Annotated in this window: 24 protein-coding genes; 19 read left to right on the top strand and 5 right to left on the bottom strand. The window is 56.2% G+C overall.

The features are described 5' to 3' along the window. Positions 1-48: 48 nt before the first annotated feature. The 8 genes from OOZ48_RS03115 to OOZ48_RS03150 all read left to right on the top strand — a co-directional run bounded on the left by OOZ48_RS03115 (position 49) and on the right by OOZ48_RS03150 (position 9,120). On the top strand, positions 49-513 hold the full coding sequence (locus tag OOZ48_RS03115) for a hypothetical protein (RefSeq protein WP_269495569.1): 465 nt from the start codon (positions 49-51) through the stop codon (positions 511-513). Positions 514-613: 100 nt separating this feature from the next. Continuing rightward, positions 614-1,330, top strand: coding sequence for a DUF5983 family protein (locus OOZ48_RS03120; protein ID WP_269495572.1), 717 nt, complete (start codon positions 614-616; stop codon positions 1,328-1,330). Positions 1,331-1,617: 287 nt separating this feature from the next. Beyond that, entirely contained in the window at positions 1,618-2,433 is an 816-nt protein-coding gene (locus OOZ48_RS03125; protein ID WP_269495574.1) for a GTPase, read from the top strand. Between the two features lie 362 nt (positions 2,434-2,795). Further along, positions 2,796-3,710, top strand: a complete 915-nt coding sequence (locus tag OOZ48_RS03130; RefSeq protein ID WP_269495576.1) for a DUF3577 domain-containing protein — start codon at positions 2,796-2,798, stop codon at positions 3,708-3,710. A 153-nt stretch (positions 3,711-3,863) separates the two neighbouring features. Next, complete coding sequence (locus tag OOZ48_RS03135; RefSeq protein WP_269495578.1) at positions 3,864-4,691, top strand: DUF932 domain-containing protein; 828 nt, start codon at positions 3,864-3,866, stop codon at positions 4,689-4,691. Between the two features lie 512 nt (positions 4,692-5,203). Continuing rightward, on the top strand, positions 5,204-5,518 hold the full coding sequence (locus OOZ48_RS03140) for a helix-turn-helix domain-containing protein (protein WP_269495580.1): 315 nt from the start codon (positions 5,204-5,206) through the stop codon (positions 5,516-5,518). 82 nt (positions 5,519-5,600) lie between these two features. Further along, the gene (locus OOZ48_RS03145) at positions 5,601-8,390 is read left to right on the top strand and encodes an HsdM family class I SAM-dependent methyltransferase (protein ID WP_269495582.1); all 2,790 of its coding nucleotides are present in this window, start codon (positions 5,601-5,603) and stop codon (positions 8,388-8,390) included. Positions 8,391-8,475: 85 nt separating this feature from the next. Beyond that, positions 8,476-9,120 (top strand): hypothetical protein, encoded by a 645-nt coding sequence (locus tag OOZ48_RS03150; RefSeq protein WP_269495585.1) that lies wholly within the window; start codon positions 8,476-8,478, stop codon positions 9,118-9,120. Positions 9,121-9,517: 397 nt separating this feature from the next. Here OOZ48_RS03150 and OOZ48_RS03155 read toward each other — a convergent pair whose 3' ends face one another. Next, a complete protein-coding gene (locus OOZ48_RS03155; protein WP_269495588.1) occupies positions 9,518-11,341 on the bottom strand; it encodes an ATP-dependent helicase in 1,824 nt (607 codons plus the stop codon). After that, positions 11,328-13,109, bottom strand: a complete 1,782-nt coding sequence (locus OOZ48_RS03160; RefSeq protein WP_269495590.1) for an ATP-dependent nuclease — start codon at positions 13,107-13,109, stop codon at positions 11,328-11,330. The genes OOZ48_RS03155 and OOZ48_RS03160 overlap by 14 nt, the downstream gene beginning before the upstream one ends. A gap of 248 nt (positions 13,110-13,357) precedes the next feature. Between OOZ48_RS03160 and pilL2 the strand changes: the two genes are divergently transcribed. The 7 genes from pilL2 to OOZ48_RS03195 are packed head-to-tail and all read left to right on the top strand — an operon-like array spanning position 13,358 to position 19,362. Then, positions 13,358-13,936 (top strand): PFGI-1 class ICE element type IV pilus protein PilL2, encoded by a 579-nt coding sequence (gene pilL2, locus OOZ48_RS03165; RefSeq protein WP_269495593.1) that lies wholly within the window; start codon positions 13,358-13,360, stop codon positions 13,934-13,936. Further along, a complete protein-coding gene (locus OOZ48_RS03170; protein WP_269495595.1) occupies positions 13,933-14,583 on the top strand; it encodes a hypothetical protein in 651 nt (216 codons plus the stop codon). Before pilL2 ends, OOZ48_RS03170 begins: the two co-directional genes overlap by 4 nt. A gap of 14 nt (positions 14,584-14,597) precedes the next feature. Continuing rightward, positions 14,598-15,326 (top strand): TIGR03759 family integrating conjugative element protein, encoded by a 729-nt coding sequence (locus OOZ48_RS03175; protein WP_269495597.1) that lies wholly within the window; start codon positions 14,598-14,600, stop codon positions 15,324-15,326. Continuing rightward, positions 15,308-15,898 carry a transglycosylase SLT domain-containing protein gene (locus OOZ48_RS03180; RefSeq protein ID WP_269495600.1) on the top strand — a complete coding sequence of 197 codons (591 nt, stop codon included), beginning with the start codon at positions 15,308-15,310 and terminating at the stop codon, positions 15,896-15,898. The genes OOZ48_RS03175 and OOZ48_RS03180 overlap by 19 nt, the downstream gene beginning before the upstream one ends. Further along, positions 15,895-16,437, top strand: a complete 543-nt coding sequence (locus OOZ48_RS03185) for an integrating conjugative element protein (RefSeq protein ID WP_269495602.1) — start codon at positions 15,895-15,897, stop codon at positions 16,435-16,437. Before OOZ48_RS03180 ends, OOZ48_RS03185 begins: the two co-directional genes overlap by 4 nt. A gap of 4 nt (positions 16,438-16,441) precedes the next feature. Continuing rightward, positions 16,442-18,616 carry a type IV conjugative transfer system coupling protein TraD gene (gene traD, locus OOZ48_RS03190; RefSeq protein ID WP_269495604.1) on the top strand — a complete coding sequence of 725 codons (2,175 nt, stop codon included), beginning with the start codon at positions 16,442-16,444 and terminating at the stop codon, positions 18,614-18,616. After that, positions 18,613-19,362 (top strand): TIGR03747 family integrating conjugative element membrane protein, encoded by a 750-nt coding sequence (locus OOZ48_RS03195; protein WP_269495606.1) that lies wholly within the window; start codon positions 18,613-18,615, stop codon positions 19,360-19,362. Before traD ends, OOZ48_RS03195 begins: the two co-directional genes overlap by 4 nt. A gap of 22 nt (positions 19,363-19,384) precedes the next feature. Here OOZ48_RS03195 and OOZ48_RS03200 read toward each other — a convergent pair whose 3' ends face one another. The 3 genes from OOZ48_RS03200 to OOZ48_RS03210 are packed head-to-tail and all read right to left on the bottom strand — an operon-like array spanning position 19,385 to position 21,788. Further along, on the bottom strand, positions 19,385-20,434 hold the full coding sequence (locus tag OOZ48_RS03200; RefSeq protein ID WP_269495608.1) for a DUF3800 domain-containing protein: 1,050 nt from the start codon (positions 20,432-20,434) through the stop codon (positions 19,385-19,387). Next, complete coding sequence (locus OOZ48_RS03205; protein ID WP_269495610.1) at positions 20,435-21,121, bottom strand: RES family NAD+ phosphorylase; 687 nt, start codon at positions 21,119-21,121, stop codon at positions 20,435-20,437. Next, a complete protein-coding gene (locus OOZ48_RS03210) occupies positions 21,114-21,788 on the bottom strand; it encodes a hypothetical protein (RefSeq protein WP_269495612.1) in 675 nt (224 codons plus the stop codon). Before OOZ48_RS03210 ends, OOZ48_RS03205 begins: the two co-directional genes overlap by 8 nt. A 110-nt stretch (positions 21,789-21,898) precedes the next feature. Between OOZ48_RS03210 and OOZ48_RS03215 the strand changes: the two genes are divergently transcribed. The 4 genes from OOZ48_RS03215 (at position 21,899) to OOZ48_RS03230 (ending at position 23,915) form a co-directional block, all read left to right on the top strand. Beyond that, positions 21,899-22,801 carry a bacteriophage abortive infection AbiH family protein gene (locus tag OOZ48_RS03215; RefSeq protein WP_269495614.1) on the top strand — a complete coding sequence of 301 codons (903 nt, stop codon included), beginning with the start codon at positions 21,899-21,901 and terminating at the stop codon, positions 22,799-22,801. 138 nt (positions 22,802-22,939) lie between these two features. After that, on the top strand, positions 22,940-23,311 hold the full coding sequence (locus OOZ48_RS03220; RefSeq protein WP_269495616.1) for an integrative conjugative element protein, RAQPRD family: 372 nt from the start codon (positions 22,940-22,942) through the stop codon (positions 23,309-23,311). Beyond that, positions 23,308-23,541 carry a TIGR03758 family integrating conjugative element protein gene (locus OOZ48_RS03225; RefSeq protein ID WP_102071037.1) on the top strand — a complete coding sequence of 78 codons (234 nt, stop codon included), beginning with the start codon at positions 23,308-23,310 and terminating at the stop codon, positions 23,539-23,541. The genes OOZ48_RS03220 and OOZ48_RS03225 overlap by 4 nt, the downstream gene beginning before the upstream one ends. Before the next feature lie 38 nt (positions 23,542-23,579). Next, positions 23,580-23,915 (top strand): TIGR03745 family integrating conjugative element membrane protein, encoded by a 336-nt coding sequence (locus OOZ48_RS03230; protein WP_442867531.1) that lies wholly within the window; start codon positions 23,580-23,582, stop codon positions 23,913-23,915. Positions 23,916-23,926 lie beyond the last annotated feature (11 nt).

Genomic DNA, 23,926 nt, shown 5'->3' on the forward strand with positions numbered 1-23,926 from the left:
TGGGTCCCCTCGGGGTCATGTCCCTCCTTTTTATCTAGGAGTGACTATATGCCCCGTAACCCATCTTTTGCCGTCGTCCTTGAAGGCGGCCTCGTTCAATCCCTTCTCGTGCAGGACTGGCCCGCACAGATACCTATGCCACGCATCGCGGTAGTGGACTATGACACCGAAGGTGCAACCGACGACGAGATCACGCATTTTTCGATCGGCGACAAGCCTGAGGAAGCCATCTGCCGCGGCGAAGTGCCGGTGTTATACGAATCCGTCACCGATGCGCTCTCTCCCAGGGCGGTGCTCACTGCGCTGGGCGAATCCATGGACGATGAAGATGCCGAGTCGCCGCTGACAATCGCACAAAGCGTGCGGCAAACCATTCTCGACTTGGACGCACAGATCAATGCCAATGAGCAAGCGCCCACTGGCGACGATTACAACCACCTCTATGTCCTGGCCAACTGCGGCCTGATTGATGTGCTCAAAGCGCTGGGCGACACCACCAACTTTGGTGATTGATTCACGACGCGGCCTGACCGGTCGCTATTTATGTTCCACCCACCGGGGTTCAATCCCCGGTAGGGGATTGGTCCCGTTTATCCTCTGCTGGAGAAATCCCATGACCAAGATCGTTAACCCTTTCGCTCGTGGGTATCAGAACCTGCGTATTATCCGAACGTTGCTCATCACTTACCATGAGCGCTGCTCGCCAGTCTGGCGACCATTGCATGACAGCCAGGTACACCTTTCCGACGAACAAATCGCATTATTTCCTTGCCTGAGTTGCCAAGATTTCGCGATCATTACCGTGGATCAGGATGTGCCTAAAGAACTGAAAGCCCAGTGCCAGGCAGAAGGCTTTGTCAGTGCGGTGGTCTACGCCATTGTCGCAGACGATTTCGATGGCGAGCCGGTGCAGGTGGGCGACACCTACTCCGAAGAAGCCGCCCGCGAGGTGGTACGCCGCCTGAAATTCGAGACCGGCGTATACAGCCGCGCCTGGGAAATCAGCACGGCTCACATCACCGAGCAGTCACAGCGTTATTTGCGTGATTTAGCCGATATTGCCACGCCGACCGGCTTCATGTTTATCGCGTTTCGGGTGCCGTACAGCCCGGCCATAGGCGTCAAGCTGATCGCCACCCCTTGGACGGATGAAAACCTGCGGTCCATCGAAGAGATCACCGCCGAGCAATTGCGCCAGGAACATCTGTCCAAAGGGATGCCAGAGGAGCTGATGCGCGTGCTGCATTTAGCTGCCAAAGCCGATGTGCGCATTCTGATATTCGATGCCGATGCGCCCGAACTAGATGGTCTCCCAGTCTACGAAATGTAGGTTTTCTCATTTGCCCCTTACCCAGGGGCTTCTTTTTGTCTGCATGCTTGGAAAGCGGATGAACACCGCAACTGTTTCATGACAGACGGCATCGTTTCACTGCCTCATCCTTAAAGCATGTTCGCTGGCGTAGCCGGCAGCATCCCAGGCAGTCAAGGCCGTTAAGACTGCGGCGAACACACAGTTCGCTGGCTGACCTCATCTCCGGACGATCATCGTCCATTCCACCCCCACGGGATCTTTCATCCCCTGGGGATGAGAGGTTCCGTATTTTCGGAGACTCCATCATGGATCATCAAACCATTCGTCAACAAATGCCTACTCTGGTTGCCGGTCATGTGCCGAGTAACGCGCGATCCTTCCAATTCAACATATTCGACGGTGAACCGAAGGAGTCCATGTTGGGCTTTCGCGTTGATCCGTCGCCTTTTGAGGGCAAAGTCATCGCGACCACTGATGAGGCCATTGTTGTCAAAATCAGTCGAACGAAGTTTGCTGTTCTGGATCGTACGCTCATCACCGAAGTTCCCGAAGAGGGAGCCAAGGTCGAAGTCATACCCTATGCACGCCGTCGCTTCGACGGTCAGCGTGCCGATACGCCGGAAGAGGTCATCGAACACACGGGAGACGGCACGCCTTATACCGTACAACGCATGATCCTGGGTGCGGCACCGGCCAAATTGCCCGTTGCGCAGCCGCGGTGTCTGGAACTGCAGCAACTTATCGAACAACTGGAGCAACTGCCTGCCCCCGATGGGCATCGGCGGATTGCTCACATGCTGGTCGATGCACAAGCACGGGACTTTTCCCTCGTTGATCCCACGCCTGCAGACATCATCCGGACACCGCCCACAGTGAGCTTCACGGTTGAAACTGCGAAGTTCTCGGGGCGCGTCAGCGTGATCTATCTGCGTGCCGATGATGCGTATGCGGTGGCGCTGCATCGCGACGATGAACAGGTCGAGCGCCGAGACGATGTTTATTTCGACATGCTGGGGGAGACCTTGGCCGATTTGATTGATGACGGTACCTGGCGCCGCATTTGTGTTCAGACCTTGCAACAGCCAGCCCGCAGCAAGAAAGCGCTTTCCTCTACTACCTAACCAACCTAGTCCCATCTCAGCCCCCGACCAACCATCGGGGGCTTGTTTTTTGGTGATTCCATTGGTTGCGGCCTATACGGTCCGGTGCGATCACCCATTGTTGGTGGCGTATCGGCAGGCATGGTGCAACCCTTGACCCATGATTGTTGACGTTGTCAGCGACATGCCAGGCGACCATTGGTTTTTAAGGTTGCGGCGCGACGCCTGTCGCGTGACCACACCAGTTCGCACCGCATCCTTGCGCGAACGACTGCCTTTTTTTTGGTGGTGATGCAGCTGCCTTTCTCAACCCATCGCGGGGTTACGCACCTGCCGCTTTGGGCATGGTGTGTCTTCCGCTTCTTTTTCACTGGAGATTCACCATGAACCAAACCTCATCCAATACGAAGTCCTACTTCGACCTTCATACTTCGGGCATTGGCTATTTGCAGCGTGTCCGGATGGTACCCGTACGAGGCGGGCGTCGTGCCGAGGCTTTCCTCGCATGCACCGTCGCCGCGCTGGTCGGTCCTGCAAAGGACTCGACGCTGCGCTTTTTTGACGTCAAAGTCTCTGGCGCTGATGCCAAGACACTGGTGCAGCGTTACGTCGGCGTCGATGATCCGAAACAGCGGCCCTTGATCCGCTTTCGGATTGGCGACCTCTGGGGCGACCCCTATATTCGTCCCAGCGGCGAGCGCAAGGGGGAGCCTGCGGGAAGCCTTAAAGGCCGACTGCTCAAAGCCGAGTTGATTGATCGCGCCGAACTGGCACAGATCGAACAGCATGAAGTGATCACCCGAGGCATTGGGTATCTGAACCGTCCCAAGGAAGTGGCGCCGAAAAATGGCGACCCGTTCCTGTCATGCTCCATTGGCGCCTTGGCCGGGCCGGTCGATGAACCCGAATATCGGTACATCGATACCATCGTCACCAACGCCGATGCCCAGCACCTGGTGCGTCGCTGTGTCGAGGCTGTAAAGTCCGAACGCAAAGTACTGATTGCCTTCCGTTTGAATGACATGAAGACCGATCCGTACCTCCGTACCAAGGGTGAGCGCGCTGGCGAAGCCGCCTTGTCTTTAAAGTCCAACCTGGTTCACATCGGCCTGATCAAGGTCGATGGTAAGCAGGTTTATCCGGCTGTTCCCCAGGCCCCTGTACCCGAGGACGCTTTGGCGATTGAGGGCACAGATCAGACCAGCAGCAACGACGATGCAACGCCTTGCGAACCCGCAGAAGGCGAAATTCAGGACCTACCGCAGACCGACGAGCCAGCGATGGCAACGTCGTTCTAATCTTACCCTCAAGGCCCGTTTCAGGGGCTTGATCTTTCTCGCTCTGCCGCCCGCAACCACTCAACGTGGTTGTGGGCATTCGCACATTCATCCCAAGTAGTCCACTTCTCGCATAAGCGAGATCCGCTGCCTTCTTTATCCAGGAGACTCATTATGTCCCTCGCTTCCAGTTTCTCAGCTCGGTCGCCGGTATTGCGCTCTGATCGACCGTTGTCGAATGATCAGATTCGTGCCGTTGTTCCATCCATCTTTGCGGAAACCCCGCATGAAAGTCGCTCCGAGCGATACAGCTACATCCCGACCGCCACCGTGCTGTCGGAACTTCGCAAGGAGGGGTTCGAGCCCTTCATGGTGTGTCAAACGCGTGTTCGCAATGAAGATCGTCGCGAACACACCAAGCACCTCATACGCCTTCGCCACGCAAGCCAGATCAGTGGTGCCGAGGCCAACGAGATCATCCTACTGAACTCGCATGATGGCTCCAGCAGCTACCAGATGCTCGCCGGCATGTTCCGTTTCGTTTGCCATAACGGCCTGGTTTGCGGTGATACGTTTGCTGATGTCCGTGTGCCGCATAAGGGCGATGTAACCGATCGGGTCATCGAAGGTGCCTACGAAGTTCTGAAAGGTTTTGAGCAGGTGCATTCATCGCGCGAGGCCATGCGCGCAATCACGCTGGAAGAGGGCGAGCAAGAAATATTTGCCCGCTCTGCTTTGGCACTTAAATATGACGATCCGAACAAGCCAGCACCCGTTACGGAGAGCCAGCTACTCATGCCTCGACGCTTTGAAGAGCGCAAGGCCGACCTTTGGTCGACCTTTAATCGGGTGCAGGAAAACTTCATCAAAGGTGGGCTCTCCAGCCGCGCCGCCAACGGCCGTCAGCAGCGTACTCGGGCTGTGCAGGGAATAGATCAAAACCTGCGGCTGAACCGGGCGCTTTGGATGCTTGCCCAAGGCATGCAGCAATTAAAGGCGTGAGCCATGCGGACCTCGCCCGTAATGGGCGGGTCCACTTTTCTCTTTGATCGTCGCGCTTTATGTGGCTAAAACGCATAAATCAGGCTGCTTTCCCTTCAGATTTGCGTATCCTCAACACTTGGTCCAACCAATAGATTCTGTACTTTAAAAGTATACGTAAGTAGCGTACAGTAATGGGCGTCGCATTCATTGAGCTACCGCCGTTCGAGCCTTACCGAGCTATGTACCTTGACGACGACGTATTTAATGAGCTTCAATGATGTAGACTCGCGTGCCGGGGATGTCATCCAGAGTACGGGTGGTTGATGAGAGGTGCGCTTCGCAGGTGAAAGAATGAAGAATGCAAAAGGGTAAACGTAAGGGTATCCGGGTCATCTATTACTGGCGGTTGGGCGGTGCGCAATTATGGCTTTCACTCTGTATGGCAAAGACGTTCAGGATGACCTCAGTGCAGCGCAGAAAAAAGTGCTGAAGAGTTTGCTGGACATAGAAGTCAACGCGAGGAAGAAACCATGAAACGAAATATGTTTGCTGAGGTGGCCGAAGGTTTTAATGCCTTGGCATGCACGCGAACGGGTAAGGTCACGCTGCGTTCGCACAAACTGAAAATGCACAAGCTTCCTGCTGTTACCGCAGGTGAGTTGGTGGAAATTCGCGAGCATTTGCACTTGTCGCGACCGGTATTTGCCATGTACCTGCGCACCAACGCACGGACATTGGAGAGTTGGGAGCAGGGGCGCGCGAAGCCCAATGCCCAGGCAACTACATTGATTCGTCTAGTGCAGAAATTTCCAGAAACGGTGGGGCATCTGGTGGCACTGGCGTGAGCGCGACCATGTCTAGGGTGTATAGATGTTGATAAAGGGCCACCAGCAATGGTGGGACCATCTGAGTGACCCTGCGGGCCACGTGGAAGGACTCGTCCTCGTCGGCAGCTATGTGAACGATGGACGGCCACCCGAAGAAGTGGTCATGATGGAAAAGGCGCGCGAGTACGGCGCGCAGGCCGTATTCTTTGAAGCAAGCCGCAATGGCAAGCGTGCTGTGGCGCAAGCGTTCATTTTTATTGCCGAGGGACCAGAGAAGAACCAGGAGTTTGCCGAGATCCACAAAAAATTGTGGAGTTGGGGTGGCGTGCCACTTGTCTATCGGAAACTGCCCGGACAATTGCAATTATTCCGGTGCGCGCACGGTCCGGACTTTGTTTCCTCCTCTGGAGAGCTGGTATGCAATCCGGTTCGTACATTGCTGCTTGCTTCGGCGGTTGCTGCTGACCCATGGTGGAATGGAGAGCAGTTGCACAACGGCACGTTGTGGGATAATACGGAGGCTTGTAAGGTCTTGCTTTCGTCGAGCAAGTCTGCGCACAAAGGCCTTATCAATGCCGTCAAGGAAATCAGTGATGAACTGAACGACGAAGGTATCTTGCCTAAGCACCTGCGTCGGAAGTTATTGATTCTCTCGTTGTTGATCGCCTATCTGGAACAGCGCGAAGTTTTCAAGGATGGTTATCTCGCGCGCTTCCTTCCTGATGCGACCAAGTTTTTTCAAGTGCTTGCCAACGGTCCTGCGTTGGTCTCGTTGCTGGAGGATTTGGAGGGGCGATTCAATGGACACGTCTTCACGTTTAATGAAGCTGACCGCGAACGGTTAAAGGGCAGTCAACAGTTAAGTCGCTTCTCAAGACTAATTGAAGGACGTGAAGAGGTCGGTGGCCAATTGACGCTTTGGCAACTCTATTCGTTCAAGGACTTGCCGGTTGAACTTATCAGTCATATCTATCAGTTGTTCGTTAAGGATGCCGACAGTTCCGTCTATACGCCGCCGTTTCTCGTACGCTTGATGCTGGAAGAGTCGTTGAGCTGGGCGCGTCTTGATCGATTGCAACAACGCGGTGAGATTATCCTCGATCCATCATGTGGGTCGGGCGTTTTTCTCGTGGAAGCCTACAAACGGCTGGTGCTGCATTGGCGTAGTCGAAACCAATGGCAAAAGCCCGGTGTCACCGTCCTAAAAGGATTGTTGAAGTACGTTCACGGCATCGATTGTGAAGAAGGCGCGATAGAACTTGCTGCATTCAGTCTGTGCTTGGCGCTTTGTGATGCGCTAGAGCCGGAAACTATCCGTGCCACCATCAAGCTGTTTCCGCCACTTGCTGGAAAGACGTTGCACTTGTCCTGCTTTTTTGAGGCCAAGGAGCAAAACTTGATCACGTCCCCCATCGGCGTCGTGGTCGGCAATCCACCGTTTACGTCGCAACTGACGACGCCGGGCGCCAAGCGGAGTTATGAACGTTATAACGCGACCATTGGTACGCTACCAGATAAGCAGCTTGCGTATCTCTTTCTGCACGAGGCGATGGAAATGGTCGCTGAGGGCGGCATTCTGAGTATGCTGCAACAGTACAACTTCCTTTACAACCAGCACTCGCTTTCATTTCGGCGTGACTTCATTTCTAAATGGGATGTGCGGGAGATTCTCGATTTCATTTCAGTGCGTGGGTTGTTCCAAAAGGGCAAGGCTGACACTAAGATCATCGTAATCGTTGCGGAAGCGGTACCGGCGCCGGAAGATCGGCAAATTCTGCATGCAACCTTTCGACGCAGTGGGCGCTCTGATGCCGAACAGGGCTTCGATATCGACTACTACGATCTGCACTGGTTGCCCCGACAACTTGCTTTGACCAATGACGCCGTGTGGCGTACGGACTTGCTTGGTGGCGGACGTGCGCTGGGACTGGTTAATCGGTTAAAAAGCTACAGGACTCTGGGCGAGTATGCCAAGGAAAAGGGTTGGGATTTCGGTGAGGGTTTTATTGAGGCCCAGAAAGGTAAACGCGTAGCGGCCAGCCATATCACAGGGAAGAAGTATCTACCGTCCGAAGCGCTTCTGGAGGATGGGGTAGATCGCAGTAAAATCACCGTCGCCACGGGCGATCTTTTTAAGACGGCATACACGAGTAGCCGATACACGCCGCCGATGTTGCTTATTCGAGAGCAAATGGACCTAGCGCATTGTCTGTGGAGGGATTCCTACCTCACCTACGGTCAGCAGATTGTCGGATTCTGTGCACCGGAAAAAGATATTGCTGATCTGGAGATACTGAACAGGTGGATGTGCAGTTCTCGCCGTGTACTGCAAGCACATCTTGCGTTGATCAGTCCGCGTCTCTTTGTTCAAAAGGCAACTGCATTGCAGGCCGACGATGTGTTCTCCATACTTTATCCTAAGGAAGGAAGCTTGGATCTGAGTCCTAATGAGGAGGTCCTGATGGACGACATCGTGGACTATTACCGTGACCTTGTTCGACTCGGCGAGGATTCGAAGGCCATGAAGGAGAGCGGGCTTGCCGCAGTCCCCGCTTTCAGCGAGATCTTTGTGCGCCAAGTCAATGCCATCTACAAGAAGAGGCCAGTACAGGCGCTGGCCCCGCAGGCTTGGCCAGGTGTCATTTGTCAACCGTTTGTGTTTGGCAATGGGAAGGTGGATTGGAATGATGCTGAGGCGCTAAAGGGGAAATTGGGGGCGTTGCTCCATGAGCGGCAGGGCGGAGTTTTACAGGTCACCCGCATCGCACGTATCTATGACGGGAATTTTATCTTCCTGCTCAAACCGGATCGTCTGAGATTCTGGATGCGATCCGTGGCATTACGTGACGCCGACGAAACATTGGCAGATCTCCGGGCACAGGGGTTCTAACTAATAACCTATGCTCGCCAACTCAGCAAATCACCAAGTCCAGTCAGGCGCTCTCAGCACAAACGTGCATCTGGGGGCAACATCAATGCTTGAGTTGCTTGATTTCATTGCGGATCAGTTACCGGGCTGGCGCGACCATCCTGATCGACCAAAGAAAACGTCTGAGACCGACCTTACTTCGCAGCTGTGCGGCTACCTGAACATTGCAGCGCGGTTTTCTTCGGGGTGGGACATTTTGCAATTCAGGATAGAAGAGCCTGACGAGCAGCGGAAGGGACGAAAAATCGATCTTGTGGCGTCACCATGCGGACCTACGGTCTGGATCGAGGGGCGACGCTGCACACAATTCGATACATTGCTTCCGATTGAATGCAAGCGACTGCCGACGCCGAAAAGCAAAGACCGTGATGAACGTGAATATGTCATCAATCGGAAGGCGACCACCGGTGGTATTCAGCGCTTCAAAGCTGGCAACCACGGTGCGGCACATGTTCTTGCTGGCATGATTGGCTACGTGCAGGCAGAGTCGCCTGCAGTCTGGCATGGCCGGCTGAACACTTGGATTGAAGAGCTGGATGGTTCTGTACATGTCGGATGGACTGCCAAGGACCGGCTCCATGCCGACCCGAGGGATGCCAAGCCCGATCTGACGATCTATCGGTCATCTCATGCCAGGGAAAAAGGGCTTCCAGATATTGACATGCGTCATCTCTGGATCGAAATGAGCTGATTCTTTCAGGGCATGCCGGCATATCGTGCCGTTAGGCTCTTGGGCGTTGCTGAGTGGTGCAATGGACATCCCAATGGTCAGCCGCTATTTTCTCAGCATGAATCATTCTTTCTTCTTTCCTCCGCCCGCAACTGCAGATCCAGCGGCGAATAGTAAGTCTCGTCCCGCGTGTATGGCGGGAGCAAAGCCCATTTCAGCATGAGTAAGCCAGAAAGTAGGGCGGCGGCCAGAAATAGCGAAGCCAATTCTCCCAGCACTTGTCACTTGTATTAGAGCGCCGATTACACCAACGCTGTCTTGCCCTTGACGAGCAACAACCCAGTCAGCTACTGCGCTTACTGCTCAGCGCGAGGCTTAGGCATCCTGATATTAGCTCGAACGACGAGGGCCGCTCGCACTACCACTCGCCGACGCCTGCTGCTTGCATACGTACTTCGAGTTCATCTAGAAAGGGCGAGCGTCCAAAACGCATGGGGCCATAGCGACCTTCCACAAATCCAGAGTAAAGCATATGTACTTCGTCACGGGCCCGCGTTAAACCGACGTAAAAGAGCCGCCGGCTCTCTCGCAACTTCTCTGGTGACTCGTTGCGCCAAGGCAAACTACCGAGATCTAGACCGATCATGATTACAACGTCGTACTCGCAACCCTTGGCGGAATGAAGAGTTAGCAGATTCACATGGTCGGGCGATCCATCACGGCCACCGAAACTTACGATATCGAGTGCTGCCAAGGCTCCTCCAGTGGCGAGAGCAGCTGACATGCGCTCTATTTGCTCACCCTGATCGGCCAGTGCCGGCTCGCTATCCAGCAATTGATTGACAATGCCAGACCGTAAATCGCCAACAAAGTCTCTGGCTGGACGCTCTTCGGCTCGTAGCGACCATAACAGCGCGGTAAGAGCCTGCCCTTCGTGCCTTGCCTGCCTATCATTAAGACGAGTACGGTGAAAAGCTAGCCAGCGATCAATGAGTCCACGCAACTGCGGGCGCCCGAGGCGCCATCCCCCTGCACACCATGCCGCGCAATCTTCGATCCAACTTGTCAGAGCGACCTTCCGATAGGGGGCCGCTGTATCAACGCGAACATAATCAAAGCCACCAGCTGCTACCGCTTCGGCCACGATATTCCCTCCGCGGTAATCTTTGTAAAGGATGGCAATGTCGCCAAGGGTGCGGCCGGGCTTTGCGGCCAAGGCGGCCGGAATGATTTCAGCAACGGCATGCTCTGCTTGTCCTGCAAGTCCGTTATCGCACAGCACGAACTGGATCATCGCCCGCCGGTCTGGATCACTAGCCTGATATCCTCGCACTTCGCCAAGTGCCATTTCCGATGCGTTCACGATTTCCGATGCGGAGCGGTAGTTGAGCTGTAGCCGTACACATTGAACGTCGTCCCGATTGGTCAATTCTGTGAGCAAGGCGCCATCTGCTCCGGTGAAACCATAGATAGACTGATCTGCGTCGCCAACAGCGAATAGCCGGACTCCGCCATCGAACGCAAGGCGTTTGACGATGCGATGTAGTGCAACGCCGAGATCTTGGTACTCGTCAACCGCCAGCACAGGGAATTTTGCTTGCACCAGCGGGAGTACCCAGTCATGCTCAACGATAAGGCGTTGCCCGAACACCACCATATCGTCGTAATCGATCAATCCTTCGCGACGCAGTACGGCCTCATAGGCTTCCGCCCATGCCGCCAACTCCTCTTCGCTTCGCCAGGCGACGCTGGCCCGATTGAGTACTGAACGGCGGTGCCTCCCTAGGTCGATAGTTTTGTATGGATGTCTGGCACCAAACAATCCATCACCAACCTGCTTGAGCAATCGGTCACTTTGATGCTGAGTAGCGACGGATAGTGGGTAATTGATGGGCAGATCGGCCAGCCTCCCATAGGGCGTCAGGAGATGTCGTAGGCAGAATCCATGTACTGTGCCGATGAATAAATTTGAAGCTTCGCGAAGTCCCAGCCCTTCGAGTCGCCGGGTAAGTTCCCGGGCGCACTCTTGACTGTATGTGATGCATGCGGCGCCGCGAGGTGCCTGGACATCCTCTGCCAGGATACGCGCCAATTTCAGAACTAGGGTCTTGGTTTTGCCGCTACCTGGACCAGCGAGCACCACGCAGTGATCTGTCGAATCGTATGCAGCCAGTTGACCTGGGTTATTAGCCAGGTCTGCGGCGCCGGCTAGGTAAGCCGAGCTGATGTTACGCGACGGCATCGCGGATGTACTCAAGTGCAGACCGAATGTAATCCGGACAGTTATCGTCAGATACTGATGGAGCAAGCGCCTGTGCGAACCGTCCTTTGCCTATTCGCTCGATCAAAGCGATGAGCCTGTTCTCGTCCAGCGTCTCGGGATCGTCAACCCAGTCTTGAAGGGCTTCGCGTGTCTGTGCTTTGATACTCAACTCCTGCTCAATGACCTCTTGCATCGCTTCGGCGAGGCCTTCGGTAAACAATTCTGGCTCAAGCGTGTTTTCGTTAGTGAAATAGCCAAAGTGCTCCGCACGTGTGATGACTGCATCGGCATCCATGTTCCGATAGTTAACATCTTCTTCAACTAAGCTAAGCAGTTTGATCAAGCGGTTCATAACAAGTGGAGGTCTTTCACCGTTGGGATCGCGGTCCGTTAGAATAACGTGTGGGATAGCGAGTCCTTGTGGACCCAACAGCTTCACATATGGTGTGAAATTTGTTCCACCAACCGAACATACAGTGATGCCTAGAAGGTCTAATGGCATCCCAAGTGCCTCTGCATATGCTGGAATCAGAAAGCGCTCTGCATCGCCCTCGACTAGGATAACTCCGCGAGCAAAGAAGATTTCTCCGCGCGTTACGTCTATATAGCGCTGCAAATCATTCTCATCACGTTGCGTGAAAGGAGTAGATGCTGTGGAAACCGCGACCGTCTTACCTTCGGTTATGTCATGCCGCAACAGAACGAGGGAACGGATGGGCGTCACGCTCGCGATGTGCGGGGAATGAGTGGTCAGGATTGTGGTCAGGGGTGGTTCGTCTTCACCCACCTCGCCGGTACCAAGGAAATAGCGGTAGACCAACCGCTGTACATGCGGATGAAGATGCGCTTCAGGCTCTTCAACGACAAAAAATGTATGGTCGCGCTCTCCGTCGGTGACCAATCGGTCGAGTTCCAGGCTCTTAAGCGCAAGAAAGATTAAATTAGCAGTTCCCAGACTTGCATCGCCAATGCCACGCATACTATTGTCGATCAACAGTCGCAAACTGCGTAGCAGTGCATCCACCCGGGTAGGTGCCAGCCCAAGCGAAAGAGGAACCGCATGCTGCTCACCAGCGAGAGCTATTAGCCGTGCGCTGATCAGCTCCGCAGTACTGATGACCGCTTCGTGGCTAACCAATTCCTGCTGAGCGTCGTCGATTTGCGCCTGGAATTCATTACGTGCATCTTCGTCCAATGAAGCAGCTAAGTCTTCAATGATGGGCCGTAGCGGCGAGTTGCGCCAACTTGCTAGATCCTTCTCAGCATCCCGCAGTGCACCTTGAACATCCAACGGAAGCATGCGCCGCATCGACCCACCTATTGCCATATCCGGGTCATTACCTCCGAAGATCACATATTCATAATCTGTGAGCGACTCAGCGTCTCGGCCCAGGCCAGGCTTGGGCTGATAGCGATAAGTGAGCCGTGCCACCATTGACGGCCCTGGATCGATAATGCAGTCGTTGAGATGCGCCATTAACCGAGGGTCGTCAGTGAAGTCCGTCAAATCCACCGAAATTTCAATGGCTTCGCCGATTTTCGCTTCGGCCAGCCCATCCCAGAAATGTTCCAGCCCCAATTGTCTATCCCGTTCGGATAAACCCGGGTCAAGAATCAACTGCAGACCGCGAATGAAATTGCTCTTTCCTACCTTGTTCTCTCCAACAATAACAATACTTTCACCCGTCTCTATATCTACTTCAGAGAAATTAGCAAAATTACTTATTCTTATTCGCGAGATTCGCATTGTGTCCTCATTGTTAGCATATGGTTAATCTTGACCGCGGACACTGACCCACTGTTGTGCAAGGTCCTTCCCAAGCAATACATATCCCGATTGGCTGACGGGTAATGTAACAATTATATGGTTTTCTTACATAATTACTATCAAATAACTATATTCGAGAAAGCGGTCACCTCTTAGTTCGTATTCTTGGCTGACCGCGCAACGACTTCGGACGAAGGTATCGGCTTATTGCAACAGAGAGCCGAGCCATGTCAGCCATCTTTCCCCTCCAGCATCTTGCTGGTAGCTGCGTGCTGATCGCCGCCGCACTGTTAAGCGGTTGTGCGACTACCACTGCACCGTCAGTAGCCCCCACTCCTGAAGAGCTTTCTTCCGTGCCCGAGCCCGCACAAGCGGAGTACCTGCCGGTGGTTCGCTATGGTCGCTACACCTTGGTTGAGCTTGCGCCTACGGCGGCGCAGCGTGACCTGCTGCTGCAGATCGTCGATGTATCCATGCCTGAGGATGTACATGCCTCGGTGGGCGATGGTCTGCGCCATGTCCTGAAGCGCAGCGGTTATCAGCTTTGTGAAAGTGGCTCAGTGACCACCGAACTCTATGCGCTGCCTCTACCGTTGGCACATTTGCATTTAGGGCCAATGACCTTGCGTGATGCGCTGGTGATATTGGCAGGTTCCGCCTGGGACCTGCAAATCGACGACATGACACGGCAAATCTGCTTTGTTCGATCCAACCCCAGTGAGATCAAGCTGGAGCCAGCCAGTGACATCCCTGTCAGTGAACCGGTACTGACCTTTCCCGTCATGGTGACAGGAGTCCGTTCATGAACGGCGCGCAAAGAAACTCACGCGGCACGGTCACCGTAGGCTTGCAGATTCTACTTTGGGTCTGGTTGGTCGTGCTCAGCATACTGGTCGGAACTGGGTATCGGACCATGGCAGGCCTCGCTGATCGGGCACATGTCGATTCGAGCCTGCGGCAGGTTCAGGTGCTTCAGGCGCGGATCGCTGAATTGGCTGACAGCGTGCAAATGCTCCAAGCCCAGCCCGAATCCGCCACAGTCGCCGTACTGCATGAGATGCGCCAACGCCTGGAGACACGTCTTACCCGAATGGAGCAGGCGCTGGCTGACCGCTCCGCCGCAGAAGAACTACAGGCACTACGTATCGAAGTCGAGCAGATGAAAACACACTCGCAATCTACTCCGACAGTGCCGCCACCACAAACCAAACCCGTCACGCCTGTGGCTGCGACTGTGAAGCAATCCCCGTTTCCATTTCGTGTCGTGGGCTCAGAAATGCGCGCCGGGCAGCGTAGCGTGTCTGTCGCGCCTGTAAAGGACGAACTGACGGCAGACAAGATTCAGGTGGTACTAGCCGGCGAGACGGTGGGGCAGTGGCGACTGCAAGCCATTGAGGCGACCACCGCCGTGTTCCAAAACGGTAAACAGACACGCCGTCTGGTCATCCCTTGATCCGGAGCCAAGCCATGAAATTACAGATCACCTTGGCGCTTGCCTTGTTCGCAGGGTTGCCCCCGTGGGTGTCGGCACAACCCGCATCCCAACAGACCTCCATCAACCAGCCATCACGCACAGGTCAAAGTCAGGTCGAACAAAGCCGCGACGAACGCCTGGCACGGGACTGGGGGCTGGGCGCAGAGGAGTGGACACGCTATGAGGAACTGATGGACGGCCCGCTGGGGATCTATTCGCCTAACCTTGATCCGCTTTCAGCCCTGGGTGTTGAATCCCGCTCGGATGAAGAGCGGCGCCGCTATGCCGAACTGCAGGTACAGGCTGAAGCACGCCGCGTCGAGAAACTGCTGGCCTACCAGCGCGCCTACGATGACGCCTGGCAGCGGCTGCACCCCGGCTTGCAGCGGGTGAATCTTCCTGAGGCGACGTCTGGCGGCATGTCGATCGCTGGCAGCGGACGTACGGCGATTTTCGTGAAGGACGAGTGCGCAACCTGCGGTGTGCTTGTGCAGCGTTTGCAAGCGGCGGGCACTGAGTTTGACCTTTACATGGTCGGTAGCCGTCAGGATGATGCTCGTATCCGTGATTTGGCCAAACGCATGCAGATCGACCCGACCAGGGTACGCAGCGGCACCATCACGCTCAATCATGATGGTGGGCGTTGGCTGTCGCTCGGTCTGGCCGGCGAGCTGCCTGCTGTTGTGCGTCAGGTGAACGGGCAATGGCAGCGACAGCCGTAAGCTCGGTGCAGCCCCTGTGGGTCCTTCTGTTGGCGGCTGGTCTGTTCATCAGCAGTGGGCATGCTCAGGAAATTCCCCCTCCCGCCTATCAGTTGGCAGCCCAGCGAGCGGGCATTCCCTCGACGGTGCTCTTTGCCGTGGCCCTGCAAGAAAGCGGCATCCGCCGCGACAACCGCCTCATCCCTTGGCCCTGGTCGCTGAATGTGGCAGGGCAGTCGCACCGCTATGCCACGCGTGCCCAGGCTTGCACCGGTTTGCTTCAGGCGCTGCGTGAAACGAGGCCTACTCGCGTTGATGTGGGCCTCGCACAAGTCAACCTGGGCTATCAGAAACACCGCTACAGCCGCCCGTGTGATCTGCTCGACCCTTACGCTAACTTGGCAATCGCTGCCGCCATCCTGCTTGAACAGTACAAGCCAGGCGAAGATTGGCTGTCGGCGATGGGCCGCTATCACCGTCCGGCGGGCGGGGAGCCGGCGGCACGTTATCGGCGCAGTGTTTCCCGGCACCTGAATCGTGTGCAAGGTTCGTCCGGCGCGTCACGCACCACCCATCAGGAGACTTCACCATGAAACCCTTTTCCCTAGCCGTGCTCGGCTTGTCTGCCCTGATCGCCGCCACACCGTTGTCTGCTTTGCAAGCGGCAGAACCGCTGATTGTGGTGGACGATCACGGCGGCGTGTCGGCGTTACCGTATTACGAAGCGCTCAACCTGCAGCCGCGAACCGGTGCCGTACAACGTCCACCCATTCCCATCCCTCAGATTCCGCCTTCAATGGACGCAGAGGCGCAGATGCTGCCTGTACGCAGCGCGAAGCTCACGCCGGGCGCGGTCGCGCGTCGGGTTATTGAGGCTGCGGGCCTACAACCGTTCTTTCTGATCGGAGATGATGAAGTCTCCCAGGCCTGGCTGCGCCGCCATGCAGTAAGTTTGCGCGAGCGCAGCGCGGCCGGTTTAGTGGTCAACGTCGAGACGGCGCAGGGGCTGGAACGCTTGCGGGCGCTGGCTCCCGGCCTGCAGCTTTGGCCCGTATCGGCGGACGATCTTGCAGACCGGCTGGGTCTGCGCCACTACCCCGCCTTGATTACGGCCACTGGCATCGAGCAATGACGATATGGCGCAGACCCAGCCGGTTGAGGTATTGCTGCGCCCCGCCGTGGAGCTTTACACCGTGGCGGTGTGTGCCGGCGCCGCGATTCTGTGCGTGGTGGCCCCGTGGTCGCTCGCGTTGAACCCCAGTCTGGGGATCGGTAGCGCCTTAGCGTTTTCTGTCTTTGGCGCGATCCGTTTTCGACAGGCCCAGGCCATCCTGCGCTACCGCCGCAACATTCGCCGTCTGCCGCGTTATGTGATGACTAGCCGCGAGGTGCCAGTCAGCCAGCAGCGGCTGTTTATCGGCAAGGGCTTTTTGTGGGAACAGAAGCATACGCATCGGCTGACGCAGACGTACCGGCCTGATTTTCGCCGCTATGTCGAGCCGACTTCGGCTTATCGATTGGCGCGGCGCTTGGAAGAACGTTTGGAGTTCGCGCCATTTCCCTTATCTCATTTGGCGCAGCTTACGGCATGGGATGTGCCATTGAATCTAGTGCGCCCACTGCCGCCGGTCGGCGGTTTGCCCCGTCTGCACGGCATCGAACCGCATGAGGTTGATGTCAGTTTGCCGTTAGGGGAGCGCGTCGGCCATTCGTTGGTGCTGGGCACCACACGGGTGGGTAAAACGCGGCTGGCCGAGCTTTTCATCACCCAGGACATCCGCCGCAAGAACAGTGCGGGCGAGCATGAAGTCGTCATCGTCTTTGATCCCAAGGGGGATGCGGATCTACTCAAACGCATGTACGTGGAGGCCAAACGCGTCGGACGCGAAGGCGAGTTCTATGTGTTTCACCTGGGTTGGCCGGACATTTCCGCCCGCTATAACGCCGTGGGCCGGTTTGGACGGATTTCCGAAGTCGCCACCCGCATTGCTGGCCAGCTCTCGGGCGAGGGCAACTCGGCGGCGTTCCGGGAATTTGCCTGGCGCTTCGTCAATATCGTTGCGCGTGCGCTGATCGAACTGGGGCAACGCCCGGATTATTTGTTGATCCAGCGCCACGTGGTCAACATCGACGCGCTGTTCATCGAGTACGCCCAGCACTATTTCGCCAAGACCGAGCCCAAGGCCTGGGAGGTCATTGTCCAGCTCGAAGCGCGGCTGAACGACAGGAACATTCCCAGGAACATGATCGGGCGCGAGAAGCGTGTGGTCGCGCTTGAGCAGTACCTGAGCCAGGTGCGCAACTACGACCCGGTATTGGATGGCCTGCGTAGCGCCGTTCGCTACGACAAGACGTATTTTGACAAGATCGTTGCCAGTCTGCTGCCGCTGTTAGAAAAATTGACCAGCGGCAAGATCGCGCAGCTACTCGCACCGAACTACTCAGACTTGAACGACCCCAGGCCCATCTTCGACTGGATGCAGATTATTCGCAAACGCGCGGTGGTCTATGTGGGCCTGGATGCGCTCTCGGATGCTGAGGTCGCCGCCGCGGTGGGCAACTCCATGTTCTCTGATCTGGTGTCGGTGGCGGGGCACATCTACAAGTTCGGCATCGACGACGGGCTACCCGGTTCCAATGCGGATCAGAAGGTGCCGATCAACCTGCACGCCGACGAATTCAACGAACTCATGGGCGATGGGTTCATCCCGATGATCAACAAAGGGGGAGGGGCAGGCATTCAGGTCACCGCCTACACCCAGACCCTGTCTGACATCGAAGCGCGTCTTGGCAATCACGCAAAGGCGGGCCAAGTCATTGGCAACTTCAACAATCTATTCATGTTGCGCGTGCGCGAGACCGCCACGGCCGAGCTGCTGACCAAGCAGTTGCCCAAGGTCGAGGTCTACACCACCACGGTCGTGAGCGGTGCCACCGACAGCTCGGACATTCACGGTAAAACCGACTTTACCAGCAATACTCAGGACCGCATCAGCATGACCAGTGTGCCGATGATCGAGCCCGCGCATATCGTCCAACTGCCCAAAGGCCAGTGCTTCGCGTTGATGCAGGGCGGTGCATTGTGGAAAGTTCGTATGCCGTTGCCAGCGCCTGATCCAGACGAGAGCATGCCGCAGGATCTGCAGCAGCTTGCTCAGTACATGCGCCAGAGCTACACAGAAACGGGGCAGTGGTGGGAAAATCAGGGCATTCCTGGGCTGCAGGAGCAAGCCTTGCCCGATACGCTGCTGGACGACGAGAGCTTGAATGCGGCAAGCCGTGATGCCGACCACGATGAGGCGGTATCATGAGTGATGCAGCCTCGACGACACAGCAACAGCAAAACCGACGTCAGGGGCTGATTGCAAGCCTCATTGCTTTGCCGTTTCGTCTCTTCGGTGTGTTGATCGGATCGCTGCTGATCTCCATCGTGGTCGAATGCGTGGGCATGCACCTGTTCTGGAAGGAGCAGGGCTGGCGCCACGCCCAGTCCATGCTGCAGTATGAGTTGAGCCACCTGTCGGGCCACTTCACGCGCAGCGTCGTCGTGCGCGAGCCTGGGCGTACTGCACACCAATTAGTGGACATCGGCTATGACTGGGTGTTCGTCAAGACCGGCGTGGGTGAACGGATGAGCCATACCGCCGATCGCGCTCGTGAGCCCAGCCAGGCCGGTACCAAGAACTTTCGCTACTACCTGAGCCAAGCCTACGTCTGGTCGGAGCGCTACCTGATTGCCGCGGCTTTCACCACGCTCACTTTCTTGGTGCGACTACTGATCCTGGTGCTGACCTTGCCGTTAATTCTGCTAGCGGCCTTCGTTGGCCTAGTCGATGGGCTGGTGCGCCGTGACGTGCGCAAGTTCGGTGCGGGTCGTGAATCCGGGTTCTTTTACCACCGCGCTAAAGCGTCGCTCATGCCACTGGCCGTGCTGCCCTGGGTGATCTATCTGGCGTTGCCCATTTCCCTGCACCCGCTATTGATCCTGTTGCCAAGTGCCACATTGCTGGGCCTAGCAATAAATCTGACGGCGGGGAGTTTCAAGAAGTACCTGTGATTTGTAACTATTTAAAAATGATTCATTTGTGGAAATGGGCGGCGAAATAGTTGATCACCTCTGCAGCCTGTGTACCTTTTCGGAATCTTTGTTGCTCTGCGAAATCGATCGACGGGAGCATGTGGATTAACTGATGATCAGCATAGTGGGACATCACAGCTTCGGCGTCCAGCCCCGCAGTACGCTGCCCCATCAGTATATTGGCCGCTTCAATGGCCGCACCAATCATTACGTCAGCCAGTTGCACCGCCGGGCTGTCCTTGGAATCAACCTGCGTCACCGAAGTGAGCTTCAGGGGAAACTTGATGCTGGCGATCTCGGACTGGTGAAATTCGATCTGTTGGTCATGATCGATGTAGCGCTGCAGCAGGGTGTTGTAGGTGAGCAGGTTCTTGGATTGATCGTGCTCGACACGGTAGGGGCCGTCCACCATGACCTCCATGCGGCTCACTAGAGATTGCAGCACCACGAGAGCTGCGTCGGTGCTCACCCCCGGCGTGGCGATTGCCGAGAGGCATTCAGGACAGGCATCGACGGCCAGGGGTCCAAGCGCTTCCGGAAGCTCGCGCCACCGTGTTTTTCGTGCCGCGCTTACGAGCGCTCCTAGTGCTGCCAACGATTTGTCTTTGACGGCATGTTGAAACGCCGCCAGCAGTTTATCGAACGCTTCCCTCCCTAGCTGGGTCGGGCCGGCGTAGTACAGCAGGGATGCCAGGGCGTAGTTCTGGCCGTCCTCATAGAAGTTCATGCCGCGTTCGTAGTAGAACGGTTCGACGGCGTAATCCATGAACATCAGCAACAGCAGGTAGCGCTTGTCGCAGACATAGGTTACGCACTTGTAGTTGGTCAGCAAATCCCGCTGCAGAGCCAGCAGGCGGGGATGGTTGCCGGGCCGGCGCACTAGTGAGCGGTACTTGAGCTCGGCGGCTTGCAACTTGGGGAAGTGCTCACGAATCAAACGCCGGGCGTCTTCATTGCTGATGGCGATGGTTGACGCACCCTGAAAGCGCTGCGCAGGGTTCAGCAGGTCGAACCCGGTGTAGCCACTCTCATCAATCCGGAAGCATTCCATTCAAGTTTTCCCCGGCACAATGTTGACACCGATCCGATCCGCCAAGTCCAGCACTTCATCGTAAACGTCCGCATCGTCCAGCAGACTACGTGAGTCCCCCTCATGCTGGAGTGAATCACTGGTGATGCGATCACCAAATAAGATCATGGCACGTGCCGAATCGTCTTGTCTGGAGACCCACGATAGCCCCTGGGCTTGGGGAAATTGAGAGTGGATTGCTGCAGCCCACTTGCGTGTGGCAGGGTACTGGTTCTTCTCGGTGTCGATCAGTTGCTTGCGCGTTACGCCCAGCTTGCGTAGCGGTACGCTTGCAAGGTCAACCAGCTGTAATTCCTCCTCAACTTGAATAGTGGAATGCACCTGGCCAGCTAGTTTGCCTTTATCGACGCTCTTGAAACCGGCCGTGTGCGGGATGTCATGGAACACCGTTTCCATCAATGCACACGCCATTGTTGTTCCAGCGTACAGCGTGGGGATCGGGGTTCCCTGCTCATCGTGGATCGGGCTGAATCGCGCATTGCCTTGCATGCCGGGATTGAACTGATCCGCTTGGTACATGCTCTGATGCACCCGATGTAGCACCTTTCCCGGTTCCAGCCGGCTGAGCGTGACATGCAGTGTGCCCGGAGGTTCCGGCGTTGTGTTAGATGCCTCTTCAGTAGGTGATGATGGCTTAGGCCTAGCCATGCGAGATTTCCTGGACCTCGTCCATCGCCGCCTCGATAACACGCTCGGGCTCGGACGTCAAAAAATCCTGAGGCTTCTTGCCGCCCAGAAAGCTATTGTCCGAACGGAACCAGTACGCCATGCCCCAGCTGTCTTTGTTCCTGGCCAAGATCTCAATGACTTTAGCCATGGCTTTTGACGGTCGGAAACCCGCGTTTCGATCTAAGCCGTAACCTGGAAAGTAGTCGACGCCGCCGTGGTTGATCGCGAAGATTTGCCCCTGCTTTTTCCATTTATTCGGTTGAGCGCTGGGGTTTCGGGTGCTCAACTCTGCCAGTTGTGCAACCTCGGCGGCCGTCAGCCAGTCACCGCTCTCCAACACGGCTTTGCGCGCCTGCACCAGCATGACCGCTTCCTTGAGCAAGCGGGGGGAAGGCGGTGTCCGAGGCATCAGGACGTCGACTAAACGTTCAATGGACTCTCGGTCATGGCGCTCCAACATCAGTTCAAACATGGAGGATGTTACGTTAGCGACATTTGCCGCGAGGGCCTCTAAGACCCGGGGCCTGATATGGTCGAACGTTACGAGCAGTACTTGATCAGCATGTGATTTGCCAAGTCGTGCCTGTACTTCCTTTGGGGTGCCAACCAACGTCGAGACGCCCGGATGGTCTATTACGACATTCATGGATGTGCTCCCTATGGGTTATGATGGTTATCAAATAATATCATATGCTAGATAATCGTTAAAGTGCCTGGTTTCTGACAACTTACCTTGGATTGATAGGAAATTTATCCATGAAGCCCCGCAAGCTCTACGTAATCGGCAACGGCTTTGACCTACAGCATGACATCCCATCGAAGCTGGATCAGTTCAAACAATACCTTCGAGACAACAGCAATAGCGTCTTCAGGGAAGTCGAGGAGTATCTCCCCGTCCGAGAGGACTGGTGCGACCTTGAGGAGGCGTTGGCAGACATGGATGTGGATGCAATTATCGATAACCTGGGTCATTTCATGGCATCGTACGGAGCTGAGGACTGGAGTGATTCTGGACATCACGACTTCCAGTTTGAAGTGGAGAACCTCGTAAAGCGGTTGTCATCAGAGCTTCGGCAGCTATTTGGGGAATGGATACGCCTGCTTCCAATCCCCACTCCGACAACCGCGCTAAAGCGGCTTATCGAACTGGACCGCACCGCGGCATTCCTGAACTTCAACTACACCAGTACCCTGAGTACGCTCTACGGTATTGCACCGGAGCGGATACTGTTCATTCATGGCTGCGCGGCACAGTCTGATGAGGAATTAGTGCTGGGACATGCCTGGCACCCGCAGAACCGTCGCTCGCTGAATGACCGATCAGACATCGCCGATATCGATACTCGGCTGGTCGAGGCTCATGACATCCTTGATGGATACTTCTCTACCACCTTCAAGCCTTCTGAAGCGCTGATAGCCAAGAACCAACCCTTCTTTCAAGGTCTGGCAAGCATCAAGCAGGTGTTTGTGCTGGGGCATTCCTTGTCGGACATCGATGCTTCCTACTTCCAGGCGTTACTCGGCCAGCCCAACGTTTCTGCTGCCCAGTGGCACATCGCCTGTCGCTCGCTCGACGAATGGCTAGAGAAGCAAGCCCAGCTTATTCGATGGGGGCTCAATCCTTCCAGCGCACGATCCATTTCCTGGGAAAGCCTTTGACTCTACATTAACCTTCCCCTGTCAGGGCAAGGCTTGATTAGCCAAATCCGGACGGATGCCAGTTCCTATTGTTTGCAGCCTGATTGCGCCTGCAACGCCACCATTCCTCCATTGGTAATCTAACGAAGGGATGGGGCGATGGTGCTCTCGATTCGGTGTCGCGCCGCGCACGTTGGCGTGTCTCTCTTGCTCACCGCGGTCTTGGCTGGGCCGCTGACGGTTCATGCTGATGTGCCAGCTCAACGGCAACACCTGGCTGCGGCCCTGCGGCAACTTGATGCGCTGGAACGATTCGTGGCGCAGAGCGCTGCGGCCGCGCCCATCGTGCCGGGCGATCGTTACCATTTCGACTATCCGCGCTTGCTCGCCGACCTGGCCCGCGTGCGTACCGGCATCCAGTCTCATCTGACCCCTTCGCGTGCCCAACCGCGTGACCTTGCCGAGTTGGTGGGGGATTACCGCAGTGAGCGCGCCGCCCAGCACAACCCATTGCCGCAGGCACAGCCATGACCTCCGCCCAGATCAGTGCCTTTCAGGCCAACAGTAGCATGTCGCCCGCCATCATGGCGACCGTCCTTGTAGGTTTCGTGTTCGCGGTGCTTTTGCTGTGGGGTGCCTGGGCGATACGCACGGCCTACGTCGGCTGGGCGGAGAACCGAATCAACCAGCGTCAGTTTCTGGGTGTCGTCGTGCGGTTTCTGGCGATGTACCTGGTACTGACTTTTTTCCTCTTATCCTGACCCGCAAGGAACTGACTATGAAGACCCGCTTATTTCGCATGCCTAACGCGCTCGCCTCACTGACCTGGGGCTTGGCCTTGCTGCCCACCCTGTCGTTCGCCCAGGGCTTGCCCACGCTGGAGAATCCCTCGCGCGGCACGGGCGGGGGCATTATGGAGACGATCCGCAACTACGGCTACGACATCGTGCTGTTGGTGGCGCTGCTGGTCGTGGCCTCTATGTTCATCGGGGTGTGCTACCACGCCTACGGCACGTACGCCGAAATCCACACGGGCAAAAAGACCTGGGGCCAGTTTGGCCTGAGCGTTGCGGTTGGTGCCGTGCTGCTCGTGGTCGGCATCTGGCTGCTCACCGAAGCGACGACAGTTCTGTAAGGAAACGGCCC

It is taken from the genome of Castellaniella sp. S9 (assembly GCF_027257175.1).
Taxonomy (GTDB): domain Bacteria; phylum Pseudomonadota; class Gammaproteobacteria; order Burkholderiales; family Burkholderiaceae_B; genus Castellaniella.

Excerpts from the sequence above, each read along its gene's own strand:
- OOZ48_RS03180 (WP_269495600.1), top strand. The coding sequence starts at position 15,308 with ATGGCAGCGACAGCCGTAAGCTCGGTGCAGCCCCTGTGGGTCCTTCTG.
- OOZ48_RS03205 (WP_269495610.1), bottom strand. The coding sequence starts at position 21,121 with ATGGCTAGGCCTAAGCCATCATCACCTACTGAAGAGGCATCTAACACA.
- OOZ48_RS03185 (WP_269495602.1), top strand. The coding sequence starts at position 15,895 with ATGAAACCCTTTTCCCTAGCCGTGCTCGGCTTGTCTGCCCTGATCGCC.
- OOZ48_RS03170 (WP_269495595.1), top strand. The coding sequence starts at position 13,933 with ATGAACGGCGCGCAAAGAAACTCACGCGGCACGGTCACCGTAGGCTTG.
- OOZ48_RS03195 (WP_269495606.1), top strand. The coding sequence starts at position 18,613 with ATGAGTGATGCAGCCTCGACGACACAGCAACAGCAAAACCGACGTCAG.
- OOZ48_RS03225 (WP_102071037.1), top strand. The coding sequence starts at position 23,308 with ATGACCTCCGCCCAGATCAGTGCCTTTCAGGCCAACAGTAGCATGTCG.
- OOZ48_RS03125 (WP_269495574.1), top strand. The coding sequence starts at position 1,618 with ATGGATCATCAAACCATTCGTCAACAAATGCCTACTCTGGTTGCCGGT.
- OOZ48_RS03140 (WP_269495580.1), top strand. The coding sequence starts at position 5,204 with ATGAAACGAAATATGTTTGCTGAGGTGGCCGAAGGTTTTAATGCCTTG.
- OOZ48_RS03115 (WP_269495569.1), top strand. The coding sequence starts at position 49 with ATGCCCCGTAACCCATCTTTTGCCGTCGTCCTTGAAGGCGGCCTCGTT.
- OOZ48_RS03210 (WP_269495612.1), bottom strand. The coding sequence starts at position 21,788 with ATGAATGTCGTAATAGACCATCCGGGCGTCTCGACGTTGGTTGGCACC.
- OOZ48_RS03150 (WP_269495585.1), top strand. The coding sequence starts at position 8,476 with ATGCTTGAGTTGCTTGATTTCATTGCGGATCAGTTACCGGGCTGGCGC.
- OOZ48_RS03175 (WP_269495597.1), top strand. The coding sequence starts at position 14,598 with ATGAAATTACAGATCACCTTGGCGCTTGCCTTGTTCGCAGGGTTGCCC.
- OOZ48_RS03230 (WP_442867531.1), top strand. The coding sequence starts at position 23,580 with ATGCCTAACGCGCTCGCCTCACTGACCTGGGGCTTGGCCTTGCTGCCC.
- OOZ48_RS03135 (WP_269495578.1), top strand. The coding sequence starts at position 3,864 with ATGTCCCTCGCTTCCAGTTTCTCAGCTCGGTCGCCGGTATTGCGCTCT.
- OOZ48_RS03160 (WP_269495590.1), bottom strand. The coding sequence starts at position 13,109 with ATGCGAATCTCGCGAATAAGAATAAGTAATTTTGCTAATTTCTCTGAA.
- OOZ48_RS03200 (WP_269495608.1), bottom strand. The coding sequence starts at position 20,434 with ATGGAATGCTTCCGGATTGATGAGAGTGGCTACACCGGGTTCGACCTG.
- OOZ48_RS03120 (WP_269495572.1), top strand. The coding sequence starts at position 614 with ATGACCAAGATCGTTAACCCTTTCGCTCGTGGGTATCAGAACCTGCGT.
- pilL2 (WP_269495593.1), top strand. The coding sequence starts at position 13,358 with ATGTCAGCCATCTTTCCCCTCCAGCATCTTGCTGGTAGCTGCGTGCTG.
- traD (WP_269495604.1), top strand. The coding sequence starts at position 16,442 with ATGGCGCAGACCCAGCCGGTTGAGGTATTGCTGCGCCCCGCCGTGGAG.
- OOZ48_RS03155 (WP_269495588.1), bottom strand. The coding sequence starts at position 11,341 with ATGCCGTCGCGTAACATCAGCTCGGCTTACCTAGCCGGCGCCGCAGAC.
- OOZ48_RS03215 (WP_269495614.1), top strand. The coding sequence starts at position 21,899 with ATGAAGCCCCGCAAGCTCTACGTAATCGGCAACGGCTTTGACCTACAG.
- OOZ48_RS03220 (WP_269495616.1), top strand. The coding sequence starts at position 22,940 with ATGGTGCTCTCGATTCGGTGTCGCGCCGCGCACGTTGGCGTGTCTCTC.
- OOZ48_RS03130 (WP_269495576.1), top strand. The coding sequence starts at position 2,796 with ATGAACCAAACCTCATCCAATACGAAGTCCTACTTCGACCTTCATACT.